The organism is Endothiovibrio diazotrophicus (genome assembly GCF_054657215.1).
Genome location: NZ_BAAHXB010000079.1, coordinates 1 through 13,826 on the forward strand (window position 1 = coordinate 1; position 13,826 = coordinate 13,826).

Sequence of the window (13,826 nt, forward strand, 5' to 3'; positions counted from 1 at the left end):
GAAACGCCTCGGGCGGTTGGAGCCCCCCCCCGCCACCTCCACTTCGACCCTCGCTTGCGAGAGTCTCGTCAACGGCGCCATCGCGGCCTCGGGGCCGCTCCTACATTGATCGTTCCCGCACTCCAGCGTGGGAACGCAGCCTGCGACGCTCCAGCGTCGCGAGTTGCACTACCGACATCGGTCACGGGACGCTGGAGCGTTCGTTAAACAGCAAGACCGTGTCCAGTGGACAGCGGACCGGCGCTCAGCGAATGAAAGACGCAAACACCACACGAAACCCGATACTGTCGATACGGCCGTCCGGGCGGTAGGAGAAGGGGAAGCCCGCGCGCGCGTTGACCTGAATGGCGATCCAGGAGCCGCCGCGCAACACGCGAGACTCGCCCGAGCCATCGACCGTGACCTCCCCTGGCTTCTTTCCGCGCTTGTTCAGACACCATTCCCAGACGTTGCCGGCCATATCAAGCACGCCCCGGGTGGTTGCCCCGGCCGGGTAGAGCCCGACCGCAACCGTCCGGTTGAGCCCGCTCTCCGACGTGTTGCAGCAACGCGCATCCCACTCCCCTCCCCAGGGATAGGCATTCTTCGGGTCGCCACCGGTGGCCGCCTGTTGCCACTCGTACTCGGTCGGCAGCCGCACCTCAAAGCCAAGGCGCCGGGAGAGCCAGCGGCAGAAGGCCACCGCCTCGTACCAGGAGACACTCTCCCGCGGGCGGTTGGGCTCAGACCAGCTGGGTTTCCCGGGACCATTTCTGGCCTCCTCGGGCATTTCCCGCCACCACTCCGCCTTGGCGTAGCCATCCGCGGCATCGACGAAGGCCTGAAACTGGGCGTTGGTCACCAGGTAGCGGGAGATGCGAAAGGGCGCGACCGACGCCTTGCCGGCCCCACCCTCCAGCTCCACCTCGCCACCGGGGATCTCCACCCAGTCGACCTCCGGGGTGCCCTCCTCCCCCACCCCCACGCCGGGGCGGAAATCGCCCAGGGCCGCCAGACGGCGGCCGATGCTGTCTCGGCTCTCGTGATCCAGTTGCGGGTCGTCCAGCAGGCGGACCAGGAGCGGCTGGGGCCAGGCGAAGGCGCGCAGCTCCGCGCCCGCGCGCGCTTCCGGCAGGTCCTCGATCGCCGTCTGCAAACGCCGCAGGCGGTCGGTGTGCCACAGGTAGACCAGATCGCGGCCCTGGCGCTGCCACTCGGCGGCGTCCAGCTTGCCCTGGCGCAGCAGGCGCAGCGCCTCCTGGTGCTCGTCCACCCAGCGGGCGAGGGCCGGCCACGCCTGGAACAGGCGCTCGTGGGCAACCGAGAGGGCACATTCGGCGCCCTCGCCCTCCACGGCCAGGAGCCGGGCCTGGATGAGTGCCTCGACCACCGGGGCCTGTGGTTCTGGGAGGTCCGTCCGGCGCACCCGGCGGCGGGTCGGCAGCCCCTCGGTGTCCATCTGGACCAGGCCCTCGAACAGGCCGGCGAGCCGCGCCTCCAGCCGCTCCGGGTCCAGCTCCAGCGCCTTCGCCAGGGCGCGCTCCACCTCCTTCACGTGCTCGGCGATAGCGCCAACCAGGCCCCCCATGGCCCGGTAGGCCGCCTCGGAGAGGCCATCGTCCGTTCGCCGCTCGAACAGCCGCTCCAGGACGAAGGCGAGCAGCGGCAGATTGCCGGGCTCCGGCCCCACCTCCTCGGTCAGCCGGCGGGCCAGGGCCTCGGGCACCCGGATGCCAGCGCAGCGGGCGGGACGGACGATCATCTCATGGAGCATGTGGGGTGCCGCCCGCCCCAGTGGGTAGTGGCCGGGCCCCCTGAGCACCGCGAGCATCTCCGGATAGGCGTAGCAGTGATGCAGCAGGTCGCCGCGGATGGTGGCGAGTATCCGCAGCGGCAGGGTCTGGCTCGCCTCGTGGAGCGCGGCGAGGAAGCGCCCGATGAGGGGCGCGTCGCGCCGCTCGGCGGTGAAGAGCTCCTCCATCTGGTCCACGAACAGGAGCAACGCCTCCCTCTCCGCTCCCCGCCCCAGGATCTTCCCCAGGACCTCCACCGGTTCCGCCCGCCCGGCGGCCAGCTCCCGCCCGAGCCGGTAGCCGTCGAGCCCCGCCCGCTCGGCCCGGGGATGCAGGGCCCGCAGCAGGGCGTCGAAGGGGTCTTCGCCGCCGCTCGGGACCATGCGCACGCCGCGCAGCGAGCGCTCCCCCTCCTCCAGCCGGGGCAGCACCCCGGCCTCCACCAGGGAGGACTTGCCGCTGCCCGAATCCCCGCTGACGATGACGAAGCGCCCCTCGGGCAGAGAGAGCCGGTCGAGCAGCTCGCGGACCTCCACCTCGCGGCCGAAGAAGACCGGAGCGTAGCGGCGGGTGAAGCGCATCAACCCGGGGTAGGGCGAGCCCCGCTCGGCCACATCCCAGGTAACCGCCTCGACCGGTTCCACCGGCTGACCGGCCGGTGGTGCCCGCGAAGCGAGATACCGACTGACCGCCGCCTGGACCTGGCTGGCCAGCTCGTGGGGCGAGGAGAAGAAGCTCGCCATCTTGTCGCGGGCCAGCTCCTCGCGCAGCCGCCGGATTCGCTCCCCCTGTTCTCCTTCGCCGGTCCAACTGTCGTTGAACCCGCTCGGCCAGGGCGCCTGTTCGTCGAGGAGAAAGAGCAGGCAGCGGGTGTTCGGCGCGGCGTCGGCGTGGCGGAACTCCAGTTCGGTGATGGAGCGGCCCTGCGGGTTGCCGTGCTCCACGGGCGGGATGTAGCCGTAGCGAAAGGCGAACAGGCCCACGTAGAGGTCGGCGCGCTCCACGTCCGCCAGGCAGGCCCGCAGCGGCCGGTCGTCGCGGGCGACGTCGTCCTCCATGGCGATGACCTGGTAGCCCGACCGGCGCAGGGCGTCAAACACGGCCGCGCGATGCTCTTTCAGGTCCTCGTAGGTGGAGGAGAGATAAATGGTGGTCATCGGACTACGCCCCTTCCAGCCACTCTTCCGCACCCACTCCCAAGAAAACCTCCAGTGGGATGCCTTCGGTTCCTACCACCAGGCCGGGACGTGCCTTGAAATCGGCCGTGAAGCGCTCCAGCCCGATCAGCGCGCCCTTGTTGCGACCGCTCTTCATTTCGATCCCAACGACCTTCTCCCCCTGGCGCAGTACGAAATCCACTTCCAGGTTGCGCTCCCGCCAGTAGCTGATCTCCATTCCCGGCGGCGCGCTGTTGAACAGGTGCGCCCCCACGGCGGATTCGACCAGTCGCCCCCACAACTCGCGGTCACCGCGGGCGGCGTCAAATCCCGTGGCGAGCTGGGAAGAGAGCAGCGCCGTATCGAGGGCCAGCAGCTTCGGGCTGGCGGCACGGCTGCGCACCCGCTCGCCGGCGAATTTGTCCAGCCCGGTGAGCATCCAGGCACTGCCCAGCAGGGTCAGATAGTGGGCGAGGGTGGTGGTGTTGCCGACGTCCTGGAGCAGCCCGACCATCTTCTGATAGGAGAGGATCTGGCCGGAGTAGGCGCAGCCGAGGACGAAGAGGCGGCGCAGCAGGGCGGGCTTGTCGATGCGCGCCAACTGCAGGACGTCGCGGGAGAGGGTCGGCTCGATGATCGAGTCCAGGACGTAGCTGCGCCAGCGGAATTCATCCTCCACCAGGGCGGCCGCTCCGGGGTAGCCGCCGAAATAGACGTAGCGCTCGACGTCCCAGCCGAACGCCTCGTTCATCTCCGTGTAGGACCAATGGGGGAGGCGGATGAGTTCGAAACGGCCGGCGAGGCTCTCGGTCAGCCCCTGCTGCATGAGGAACTGGGAGGAGCCCGGCAACACCACCTGCAACGGGCGGTCGTCGAAGCCGTCCTCGTCCCAAAGCCGTTTGACGCTCTCCGACCAGCGCGGGACCTTCTGCACCTCGTCCAGCACCAGCAGCGCCGGTCCCTGGCCGGCCAACATGCGGGCGATGCGCCACTGCTGTTCGACCCAGCCCGGTTCCGGCGCGGCGGGGAGGTCGGCGCTGGCGTAGTGCGCCTGCTTTCCGAAGCGCGCCATCGCCTGCCGGGCGAGGGTGGTTTTGCCCACCTGGCGCGGCCCGGCGAGAATCTGGAGGAAGCGCCGCGGCTGGCGGAGACGGTCGGTCAGGGTGGCGAGTTGAGGACGGTGGAACATATTGGGGATTACAAATTACTCAACATGATGAGCAAAAATACTCGCCATCAGGCGAGAAATCCATTTCCATCGCTCCGTCAGCGATGCGCGGCCTGATCCAGCGCCTCCGCCCCCCATTGATTGAGGCTCTTTCGGGGTCGTACTTGATTACGGCGCGGAAACTGCCGATGTCCATCACGTTCATCACGGCGTCACCTCGTTCCTGCGCAACCGCTCGCGAATCGCGGCCACAGCACCCTTGTCGGTGTATCCGGCGAACGAGGTAGGCACGTGGGACCCGATTATTTTGGACACGAAGAAGGGGGTGGAAGCGCGTTGTCGGTGCCCCGGCTTGCAAGCCGAGCATTCATGTCCTTGTCCGAGATCACGTCATCCCGCTTTCGCGGCGGGTTCATCCGTCGTCCGACAGGCTCCTTGCCCCTCGTCACCCTTCCACGGTCTGTGCGACGCCGCACAGACCGCCTCGGCCCCGCCGCTCATCCTGGCTTCGGTCGCGCTGATGCTTCCGCGCGACCCCGCTTGTCTCCGTCATCCCCGGCGTCCGGCACAACCTACCCCCCCCAAAAAAAACGGAGAGCACACCGATGCCGACACAGAAAGGCAACGACGGCGAAGGACCACGGGGCGGCGGCTCCGGGCCCGGTCCGAACCTCGACGACCTGTTCCGCCACGGGCCGGACCTGCTCCATCGGCTCCTGCCCCACGGCCGACCGCGCGGCCCGCTGCCCGGGGCGCTCCCCCTGGCGCTCCTCGCCCTCGCCGCTCTCGGCGCGTGGACCGCCTACTACACCGTCCCCAGCGACTCGGTCGCGGTGGTCCAGCGCTTCGGCAAATACCTCAGCGAGGTGCCGCCGGGGCTCCACTTCAAGCTCCCGCTGGGCATCGACCGGGCGACCATCGTGCCGGTCAAGCGCCAGCTCAAGCAGGAGTTCGGCTTCTCCACCCCCGGCGCCCGCGACCCCCACCAGAGTCCCCGCGACGGCCGGCGCGAGACCGAGATGGTGACCGGCGATCTCAACGCCGCGCTGGTCGAGTGGGTGGTGCAGTACCGCATCTCCGACCCGGTCAAGTTCCTCTTCGAGGTGCGCGAGCCGGGCGCGACGCTGCGCTACGTCTCCGAGTCGGTGATGCGCGAGGTGGTCGGCGACCGCACCGTCGACGAGGTGATCACCATCGGCCGCCAGGAGATCGAGAACGAGGCGCTGACCAAGATGCAGGCGCTGGCGACCAAGTACGCCATGGGCATCAGCATCGACCAGGTGCAGCTGAAGAACATCAACCCGCCGGAGCCGGTGCAGGCCTCGTTCAACGAGGTCAACCAGGCCCAGCAGGAGAAGGAGAAGCTGATCAACGAGGCGCGGCGCGACTACAACAAGGTGATCCCGCTGGCCGAGGGCGAGAAGGACCAGCGCATCCGCGAGGCCGACGGCTACCGCCTCAAGCGGATCAACGAGGCGGAGGGCGACGCCGCCCGCTTCGACGCCCTGCTGGCGGAGTACACCAAGGCGCCGGAGGTGACCCGCCGGCGCATCTACCTCGAGACCCTGCAGGCGGTGCTGCCGGGGATCCGCTCGAAGATCATCGTCGACGAACGGATGCGCGGCCTGCTGCCGCTGCTCAATCTCGACCGCTCCGGAGGGGCCAAGCCATGAACAAGTCCATTGCACTCCTGGCGGTGGCGGCCGTCGGCCTCTACCTCCTGGCCAGTTCCATCTACACGGTGAGCGAGGTGGAGCAGGTGATCATCACCCAGTTCGGCAAGCCGGTGGGCGAGCCGGTGACCAGCGCCGGGCTGAAGCTGAAGGTGCCGTTCATCCAGGAGATCAACCCGATCGACAAGCGGGTGCTCGAATGGGACGGCAACCCCTCCGACATGCCGACCAAGGACAAGCTCTACATCTCGGTCGACCTGTTCGCCCGCTGGCGCATCACCGATCCCCTGCAGTACTTCCTGCGCCTGCGCGACGAGCGCAGCGCCCAGTCGCGCCTCGACGACATACTCGGCAGCGAGACCCGCAACGCGGTGGCCAAGCACGAGCTGATCGAGCTGATCCGCACCACCAAGGACCGGGTGCCGCTGCGCGACGCGCTGCTCACCGACGCGGAGCGCGAGGTGGGCGCGCTGGTGCCGATCCAGAAGGGGCGCAAGGAGGTGGAGCGGGAGATCTTCGCCGCCGCCGCCGAGAAGGTGCGGGTGTTCGGCATCGAGCTGCTCGACATCCGCTTCAAGCGCATCAACTACAACCAGAGCGTGCGCCCGAAGATCTACGACCGGATGATCAGCGAGCGGCGCCAGATCGCCGAGCGCTTCCTCTCCGAGGGCAACGGCGAGGCGGCGCGGATCCGCGGCAACCGGGTGCGCGACCTGGACAAGATCCAGTCCGAGGCCTACCGCCGGGTGGAGGAGATCCGCGGCCAGGCCGACGCCAAGGCCACCGCGATCTACGCCCGCGCCTACAATCAGAGCCCCGAGGCGGTGGCCTTCTACGCCTTCACCCGCACCCTGCAGGCCTACAAGTCGATCATCGCCGCCAACACCACCCTGGTGCTCTCCACCGACAGCGAGCTGTTCCGCTTCCTCAAGGCGATGGAGCCGCAGGAGGCCGCGCCCGCCATGAGCGGCCGATGAGCTCCGCCGCGGTTAGTAGTCCGTCGGGTTGAGGGGATCGAGGCTTGTAGGTTGGGTTGAGCGTAGCGAAGCCCAACAGGCGTGCATGAGGAGTGCGGCGCGGAGAGTCCGGCGACGGCGTGTTGGGCTTCGCTCCCGCTTTTGCACAGGGATGTGCTTATTTGGCGAACGGGCAGGATGCCCGGAGCCTCAACCCAACCTACGGTTTTTCAGAAGCAGAACCCCTGCTCGACGAATAGCGCGATGCAGGCGTCGACGATGTCGTTCTGGAACCACTGGCCCCGATGCGCATCGATCTCGCCGATGGCGACCTCGATCCCGAGCGCGGGGCGGTAGGGGCGGTGGGAGGTGATCGCTTCGACCACGTCGGCGACGGTCAAGATGCGCGCCTCCAGGGAGATGGCTTCGCCCTCCAGGCCATGCGGATAGCCGCTGCCGTCGAGGCGCTCGTGGTGCTGGAGGATCATGTCCGCCACCGGCCAGGGGAAGACGATGCCCTTGATGATGTCGTAGCCGACTTCGGGGTGGCTCTTGATCAGCTCGAACTCCCGCGGGTCCAGGCGCCCCGGGCGGTTGAGGATCTCCGAGGGGATATAGATCTTGCCGATATCGTGGATCATGGCGCCGAGGCGAATACCCTCGATCCGCTCCGGCTCCAGGCCGAGGGTCGTGGCGATCGCCACCGAGAGGGTGGAGACCCGCTGCTGATGGCCGGCGGTGTAGGGGTCGCGTTTCTCCAGGGCCAGGGCGATCGCGCCGATGGTGCTCTCCAAGGCCTCCTGCAGACGTTGGTTCGCGTAGCGCCGGTGACGCTCCAGCTGCACGTGCTGGGACATGTCGTGGAGACTCATGACGTAGGCGGAATGCTCCTCCCAGCGACTCTCGACCACCTGGGCCTCCACCCATACGGCGCCCCCTCCGGGGCGCAGGATCTCGATCCCCGCACCGTTGCCGATCGCCAGCGGCAACCCCGTCTGCCGGCCGATCACCTCCTCCTCGGGGCGCCCGAGCAGGGCGAGCGCCGCCGGGTTGGCGAACAGCGCCGTCCCGTTCGCATCCAGCACGACGACCCCGTCGCCGAGCGACGTGACGATGTGGCGCAGCCGTTTCTCCCCCTCCGCCAGTCGCCGTTGGATGGCCCGGCGCTCGGTGATATCCCGCGCCACCCCCACGCAATGCCTTCCCGAGTTCCCCTCGACGGGCGCGACCGACAGCTCGACGCTCAGCTCGCTTCCGTCCTTGCACAGCGCCATCACCTCCTGGACGGAGCCGACGATGGGGCCTTGGCCGGTGCTCAGGAACGATTCGAAACCGCGGGGCCGTTCGTCTGCCTGGCGCAGGCGCTCGGGGACGATGAGGCGACGCAGGTCGGCACCCAGGGCCTCGCCGGCGGAGTAGCCGAAGAGCCGCTCCGCCGCGGGATTCCATTCGAGCACCCGGTCCTCTTCGTCGATCATCACGATGGCGTCGCGCACCGATTCGGCGATGCCGCGGAAGCGTGCCTCGCTCTGCTCCAGTGCCTGTTGGGCCAGGCTGTGGTCGGTGATGTCCTCCAGGATGTGCATGAAGAGCGCATCCTGCGCGCCGCTCCCCGGCAGGGCGAAATGGCTCAGCCGCAGGATCTTCCCGTCGGGGAGCACCATGTCGTCGTGGACATCGGTCGACTCCCCGTCGACCAGCTGCTTGCACAGCCAATGGGGACCGGCGTCCCGGGGAAAGACGTGCCAATAGACCTCGCCGAGGACCTGCTCCTCGGGCAATCCGGCCCACTCCAGATAGGTGCGGTTGGCCAGCAACACCCGGTACTCCCGGTCGTGGACGAACAGGGCGTCGTCCAGCTTGTCGAAGACCGTCCGCCACTCCCGGTTGGCCCGGATCAGCGCCTCGCGGTTCGCCTGCCGCTCCTCCGGGAAGCTCAACAACGCCAGGCGCGAACGGTCGAGTTCGTGCGTTCGCCGGCGAAGCTCGTCCAGCTCATCCCTGCTGCCGCGATCGGGGTCGGACGGTGCGTCGGCAGGGGGTGGCCGCAGGGGCGGGCGCGGGGCGGTCATCGCCGGTCCGCGGTCTCGCGCGCCACGGCGGCGTCGAGCGTGCTCGGGTGGTACATGTGATTCATCCCTTCGTCTCTCCCGGGGCGTCGTCCACGGTTCAGAACAGTTCGATCTTCGGCGGCGCCCCCCGCCCCGCGGTGCGGAGGTCGCCACCCCGCGGATGGGCATGCTCCGCCTCCTTGGCCTGGTACTCCTCGATCATGCGGGGCTCGGCCCGTGCCGCCTCGTCGAGGGCCGTCCCGTCCCCGGCGAGCCCGCGTGCCAGGGCGCCGCTCACCGCTTCCCAACGGCCCATCGCGTCGCTCATCCGGTCCAGTTTCTGGCGCACCACATCCTGGGTCTGAAGGTTGCCCAGGGCCTCCATGATCCGCTCCGCCAGCTCGCGGTTGTAATCGGTGACCGCCTGGAGCATGGTCTCGTAGAACGCCTTCAGCTCCTGATTGTTGCCCTGCAGCCGATGGACCGCGGCGCCGAGCTTGCGGGTCTGCTCCTGCTCCTGCGCGGTCTCCGCGTCCGCCTCCCGGCCGAAATGGCTGTTGATGATGTCGCGCACCTTGGCGAGCCCGGTGTCGACCTGTTCGGTCGCCCCACGCGCCCGTTCGGCCAGGGCCCGCACCTCGTCGGCCACCACCGAGAAGCCGCGCCCCTGCTCCCCGGCCCGGGCCGCCTCGATGGCGGCATTCAGGGCCAGCAGGGAGGTCTGGTCGCTGATCTCCTTGATCACCGCGGTGGTCTGCCCCAACTCTTCCACGTTGGCGATCAGATCGCGCAGGTGGGCGCGGTCCGCGGCCATGCGTTGCGGCAGCAGATCGACGAAACCGGATAGACGCGTCAACAGCTCGGTGGTCTCGGCCAGCTCGGACTGCATGTCGCCGCTGCGGGTGTCGGCGCTGAGGAGATAGTCCATCAATTGCCGGGCTTGCCCGTCCAGGCCGCTCAGGCGCTCCATGGTGCTGACGGCCGCCTCTTCGGAGAGGCCGTTGACCTCGCCGAGGCTGGCACGAAACAGTTCCAGCAGCCGTGCGCCCCGGCCGAGATGGGCCTCGACGGCCTCCAGCCCGCTCCGCTGGCGGGCGATGGCGGCCTGAAGGTCCTCGGTGTAGCGCTCCGCTCGGCGCAGGGTCGAGCGCGATCCGAGGCGGGCAGCGCGGAAGGTGGCGTAGACGCCGACGAACGCCACCAGAGCGACCGCAGTGGCGTGGACCAGGCGCGCGGGGATGCCGAGGGACCCGGCGATGGCGTCGCCGAGGTCGATAAACAGCAGGGTGCAGACCCACAACACCGCGGCGGAGACCAGCGCGGAATAGAGGACATGGCGCCGCCACGCGGCGACCAGATCGGAGCACCCGGCGACGGTGGCGGCGGAGGCGCTCGCGCCGCGTTCCGTGGGCAAGGGGCGGTGATCGCTCATCTCGGGCTCCTCGAATCGCCGACCGCGGGCCTCATGCGCCCGGCAGCACCTGTTTGATCACCGGCAGCAGCTCGCTGCCGCCCACCGGCTTGACCAGCCAGCCGGTGGCCCCCGCCGCCTTGGCCTCGTCGCGCTTCTTCTGCTGCGACTCGGTGGTCAGCACCAGGATGGGCAGGAAGCGGAACGCGCCCATGCGGCGTACATTCCTGATCAGCTCGATCCCGTCCATCCGCGGCATGTTGATGTCGGTGATGATCAATTGCGGCTTGAGACCGGTGTTGAGCCGGTCGATCGCCGCCACCCCGGAGCCGGCGGTCTCCACCTGGAATCCCGCCTTGCCCAGGATCCCGCCCAGGCTCATCAGAATGGTCGAAGAGTCGTCGACGATGAGAATGGTCTTCATGTCTCCCTCCTTGCCTTGAACAGCGGCAGCAGCCAGCGGGCGAGAAATTCATCCCCGGGCGCCGCGACGATGGGCGGCCGGGCCGCCAGCAGGACCTGGAGCGGGGCCGAGTGGATGTGCTCGCAGCGCAACAGGTCGATCGCGCCGTCGGGGTGGGCGTTGAGCCACTCCAACAGGGATTCGGCCTCTTCGACACCGCACACGCCTTCGATGGAGATGGTCTGTTCGTCATAGCTCAGTGGCATGAGAGCAACTCCTCAAGGTTCAACACCAGCATGACTCGGCCGTCCCCCAGAAGGGCCGTCCCCGAGTACCCTCCGATCCCGGCGATCACCCCCTCGAGGGGGCGGAGGATGATCTCGACACTCTCGTCCAGATCGTCGACCACCACCCCCAGGGCCTCGCCCGCCACCTGCATCACCACCACGGCGAGTCCACGGCCGTCGTCGTCCGCCTCCGCCACGGGCAGCTTCAGCAGGGCGCGCAGGCGCACCAGCGGGACGATGTGGTCGCGCAGCACGAAGGCGTCCCGCGCCTTGATCCGGGTGATCGCCGCGGGCGGCACGCGCACCGTCTCCTGCACCTGCTCCATCGGGATGCCAAACAGCTGGCCGCCGACCCGCGAGGCGAGCACGCGGGTGACCGCCATGCTCATGGGCAGGTCCAGGCGGATGCGGGTTCCCCGGCCGGGCTCGCTGCCCAGCTCCACCCGCCCGCCGAGCCCTTCGATGGTGGCGCGGACCACGTCCATGCCGACGCCCCGCCCGGAGATGTCGGAGACCTGCTCCGCGGTGGACAGTCCGGGATGGAAGATCAAGCGGATCGCCTCCTGGTCGGGCATCGCGGCCAGTTCCGCCTCGCTCGCCAGGCCACGGGCGAGGGCCTTGAGCTTGATCCGCTCCGGGTCGATGCCGTGGCCGTCGTCCTCGATCGTGATCGTCACCGACTCGCCTTCGTGGCTCGCCCGCAGGGCGATCATGCCCTCCTCGGGCTTGCCCGCGGCGGCGCGCTCCGCGGGCGGCTCGATGCCGTGATCCACCGCGTTGCGGATGAGGTGGATCATCGGCTCGGAGAGCTGTTCCAGGATGTTCTTGTCGGCCTCGGTCTCCTCCCCCTCCAGGTGCAGGGCGATCTGTTTTCCCTGCTTGCGCGACAGATCGCGCACCAGCCGGGGCAGGCGCTGGAAGACCTGGGAGACCGGGAGCATGCGCACCTGCATGATCGACTCCTGCATCTCCTGGACGATGCGGTGGATCACGCCGTAGTGATCCTTGATCTCGCGCGCCAGCTCGCGGGCACCGAACAGGGTCTCGGCGCGCCTGGCCAGGAACGGCAGGCCGTTCTTCGCCACCACCGCCTCGCCGATCAGCTCCATCAGGCGATCGATCCTGGCCTGATCGATGCGCAGCGCCTTGGGCGGCGCCTTGCCCCCGGCCGCGTCCGTCTTGCCCCCTGTACCGTCGTCACGGGCGCCGTCGTCACGGGTGCCGTCGTCGCGGGCGCCGTCCTCCTGGCGAAGCGCGCCGAGCAACCGGCCGAGTCCGTCGCGCAGCGGGTCCGCGTTGCGCAGCTCCAGCGCGCGCTCCAGCGCCTCTTCCAACGCCTCCAGGTCCTCATCCCGTGCCAGGTAGTCGAGCAGGTTGCGCAGCGTTCCATACACCCCGCGGAGCAGCCCCTCCCAGCGCTCCCCGTCGTGGGGGATTTCGAGCACCCGCAGCTGTGCCTCGACGATGGCGAGGGCGGCCTCCCGTTCCCGGGGGGCGACGACGAGCGGCGCGGCGGCGTCCGGCCGGCGTCCCGCCGCGAGCGGGGCCAGTGCCCGCCACTGGGGCGTCTCGCCGCTGCCGGCCACCCCCAGCAGCAGGCGCAGCGGGTCCGGCGGCGGCTCCGGGGTGTCGAGAACGAGCGCACACCAGCGCAGCGCCGAGGCGTAGTGCGAGCCCGCGTCGACGCCGGCGCTCAGCCGCTCCAACTCGCTGCGCAGGCCGGGCCAGTCGGCCGCGTCGAGGCAGCGCTCGGCGGCGCTCGTCGACTCCGCGGGCACCTCCAGCGGCGACCCCGCCGGGAGCGCCAGGTGAATCGGCGGGAAGACCCCCAGCACACATTCGCTGCCGACGTAGCGCAGGAGGTGCTCCAGCTCTTCGGGCGGGGCGTAGCTGAGCAGCAGCAGATCCAACTCGCAGCGGTACGGGTCCAGCTCGTCCAGCGCCGGCCACGCCTCGCGGCCGGTGATGTCGAGGGCCACCAGGTGGGGCACCTGGCGGACGGTGAGGAGCGGGTCGTCGCCGCGGTAGAAACACTCGGGGTCCGGCCGGTAGCGCACCGCCACCAGCGACAGCCCGCGACGGATCGCCCGGTGGTAGAGCTCCATCCGCGCCTGTTCCCCGATCCTGCTCAGCCAGGCCGGCTCGAAACCGACCGCGGCCCCCGCTTCGGGCGCGGCGTCCGCACTCTCCTCCCCGCGCGCCACGCGCAGGCTCCCGGCCAGCTCACCGCCGCGCTCTTCGGCGTCCGTCGGCAGCTCCCCGGTCCGCTCCAGGACGTCGATCCACCGGGCCAGCAGGTCCAGCGCCTGGAGCAGCAGGTCGACGTGCGTCGCGTCGATCCGCACCTCCTGCTCCCGCGCCGCGTCGAGCAGATCCTCGGCGGCGTGCGCCACACCGGTCAGCGGCGCCGCGGACTCGAACAGCCCCGAGGCCCCCTTGACGGTATGTACCGAGCGGAAGATCCGGTTGAGCACCTCGGCGGATTCGGGATCGCGCTCCAGCAGCAGCAGGTCCTCGGTCGCCTGCTCGAGCAGGTCACGGGCCTCCTTGACGAACTCGGCCAGGAGCGGGTTCACGTGCGTCTATCCCCCGTCATGAGGCGCGCATAGAGCGTCAGGGTCTCGGGGCGTACCGGCTTGACCAGATAGCAGTTGGCGCCGGCCGCATAGGCCAGGGTCGCATCGCGCTCCTGCGCCTCGGTGCTGATCATGATGGCGGGCGTGCCCTGCAGCGCCGGCTCGCGCCGCACATGCTGGATGAACGCATAGCCGTCCATCTTCGGCATGTTGACGTCGACCACGAAGAGGTCGAAGCCGCCGGCCAGGGCCTTCTCCAGTCCCTCCAGGCCGTTGATCGCCTCCGCCACCTCGAAGCGCTCCTCGCTCAGCACCTGGCGGTAGTACAGGCGCACCGTCGCGGCGTCGTCGATGACCAGCACTTTTTTCATC

Annotated in this window: 11 protein-coding genes; 2 read left to right on the forward strand and 9 right to left on the reverse strand. The window is 69.3% G+C overall.

What is annotated here, in order from left to right:
- Positions 1 to 244: 244 nt before the first annotated feature.
- The 3 genes from ACYQ2W_RS17660 to ACYQ2W_RS17670 are packed head-to-tail and all read right to left on the reverse strand — an operon-like array spanning position 245 to position 4,302.
- A complete protein-coding gene (locus tag ACYQ2W_RS17660) occupies positions 245 to 2,929 on the reverse strand; it encodes an nSTAND1 domain-containing NTPase (RefSeq protein WP_459870000.1) in 2,685 nt (894 codons plus the stop codon).
- A 4-nt stretch (positions 2,930 to 2,933) separates the two neighbouring features.
- Positions 2,934 to 4,118 (reverse strand): ATP-binding protein, encoded by a 1,185-nt coding sequence (locus tag ACYQ2W_RS17665; protein ID WP_459870003.1) that lies wholly within the window; start codon positions 4,116 to 4,118, stop codon positions 2,934 to 2,936.
- A gap of 19 nt (positions 4,119 to 4,137) precedes the next feature.
- Positions 4,138 to 4,302 (reverse strand): hypothetical protein, encoded by a 165-nt coding sequence (locus ACYQ2W_RS17670; protein WP_459870006.1) that lies wholly within the window; start codon positions 4,300 to 4,302, stop codon positions 4,138 to 4,140.
- A 400-nt stretch (positions 4,303 to 4,702) separates the two neighbouring features.
- Between ACYQ2W_RS17670 and hflK the strand changes: the two genes are divergently transcribed.
- Both hflK and hflC read left to right on the forward strand, forming a co-directional pair.
- A complete protein-coding gene (gene hflK, locus ACYQ2W_RS17675) occupies positions 4,703 to 5,770 on the forward strand; it encodes an FtsH protease activity modulator HflK (protein ID WP_459870009.1) in 1,068 nt (355 codons plus the stop codon).
- Complete coding sequence (gene hflC / locus ACYQ2W_RS17680) at positions 5,767 to 6,747, forward strand: protease modulator HflC (protein WP_459870012.1); 981 nt, start codon at positions 5,767 to 5,769, stop codon at positions 6,745 to 6,747. The genes hflK and hflC overlap by 4 nt, the downstream gene beginning before the upstream one ends.
- A 209-nt stretch (positions 6,748 to 6,956) precedes the next feature.
- Here the strand turns inward: hflC and ACYQ2W_RS17685 are convergent, their stop codons facing one another.
- From ACYQ2W_RS17685 to ACYQ2W_RS17710, 6 genes are all read right to left on the reverse strand, one after another.
- Positions 6,957 to 8,798 carry a PAS domain S-box protein gene (locus tag ACYQ2W_RS17685; protein WP_459870015.1) on the reverse strand — a complete coding sequence of 614 codons (1,842 nt, stop codon included), beginning with the start codon at positions 8,796 to 8,798 and terminating at the stop codon, positions 6,957 to 6,959.
- A 97-nt stretch (positions 8,799 to 8,895) separates the two neighbouring features.
- On the reverse strand, positions 8,896 to 10,209 hold the full coding sequence (locus ACYQ2W_RS17690) for a methyl-accepting chemotaxis protein (protein WP_459870018.1): 1,314 nt from the start codon (positions 10,207 to 10,209) through the stop codon (positions 8,896 to 8,898).
- Positions 10,210 to 10,240: 31 nt separating this feature from the next.
- Positions 10,241 to 10,612: a response regulator gene (locus ACYQ2W_RS17695; RefSeq protein ID WP_459870021.1), complete on the reverse strand. Its 372-nt coding sequence runs from the start codon at positions 10,610 to 10,612 to the stop codon at positions 10,241 to 10,243.
- Positions 10,609 to 10,857: a hypothetical protein gene (locus ACYQ2W_RS17700; protein ID WP_459870024.1), complete on the reverse strand. Its 249-nt coding sequence runs from the start codon at positions 10,855 to 10,857 to the stop codon at positions 10,609 to 10,611. The genes ACYQ2W_RS17695 and ACYQ2W_RS17700 overlap by 4 nt, the downstream gene beginning before the upstream one ends.
- Positions 10,848 to 13,454 (reverse strand): chemotaxis protein CheA, encoded by a 2,607-nt coding sequence (locus ACYQ2W_RS17705; RefSeq protein WP_459870027.1) that lies wholly within the window; start codon positions 13,452 to 13,454, stop codon positions 10,848 to 10,850. Before ACYQ2W_RS17705 ends, ACYQ2W_RS17700 begins: the two co-directional genes overlap by 10 nt.
- Complete coding sequence (locus ACYQ2W_RS17710) at positions 13,451 to 13,825, reverse strand: response regulator (protein WP_459870030.1); 375 nt, start codon at positions 13,823 to 13,825, stop codon at positions 13,451 to 13,453. The genes ACYQ2W_RS17705 and ACYQ2W_RS17710 overlap by 4 nt, the downstream gene beginning before the upstream one ends.
- Between the last annotated feature and the right edge of the window lies 1 nt (position 13,826).

Bases quoted from the DNA above. Each gene is read 5' to 3' on its own strand.
- ACYQ2W_RS17660 (WP_459870000.1), bottom strand. From the start codon at position 2,929: ATGACCACCATTTATCTCTCCTCCACCTACGAGGACCTGAAAGAGCAT.
- ACYQ2W_RS17665 (WP_459870003.1), bottom strand. From the start codon at position 4,118: ATGTTCCACCGTCCTCAACTCGCCACCCTGACCGACCGTCTCCGCCAG.
- ACYQ2W_RS17670 (WP_459870006.1), bottom strand. From the start codon at position 4,302: ATGAACGTGATGGACATCGGCAGTTTCCGCGCCGTAATCAAGTACGAC.
- hflK (WP_459870009.1), top strand. From the start codon at position 4,703: ATGCCGACACAGAAAGGCAACGACGGCGAAGGACCACGGGGCGGCGGC.
- hflC (WP_459870012.1), top strand. From the start codon at position 5,767: ATGAACAAGTCCATTGCACTCCTGGCGGTGGCGGCCGTCGGCCTCTAC.
- ACYQ2W_RS17685 (WP_459870015.1), bottom strand. From the start codon at position 8,798: ATGACCGCCCCGCGCCCGCCCCTGCGGCCACCCCCTGCCGACGCACCG.
- ACYQ2W_RS17690 (WP_459870018.1), bottom strand. From the start codon at position 10,209: ATGAGCGATCACCGCCCCTTGCCCACGGAACGCGGCGCGAGCGCCTCC.
- ACYQ2W_RS17695 (WP_459870021.1), bottom strand. From the start codon at position 10,612: ATGAAGACCATTCTCATCGTCGACGACTCTTCGACCATTCTGATGAGC.
- ACYQ2W_RS17700 (WP_459870024.1), bottom strand. From the start codon at position 10,857: ATGCCACTGAGCTATGACGAACAGACCATCTCCATCGAAGGCGTGTGC.
- ACYQ2W_RS17710 (WP_459870030.1), bottom strand. From the start codon at position 13,825: ATGAAAAAAGTGCTGGTCATCGACGACGCCGCGACGGTGCGCCTGTAC.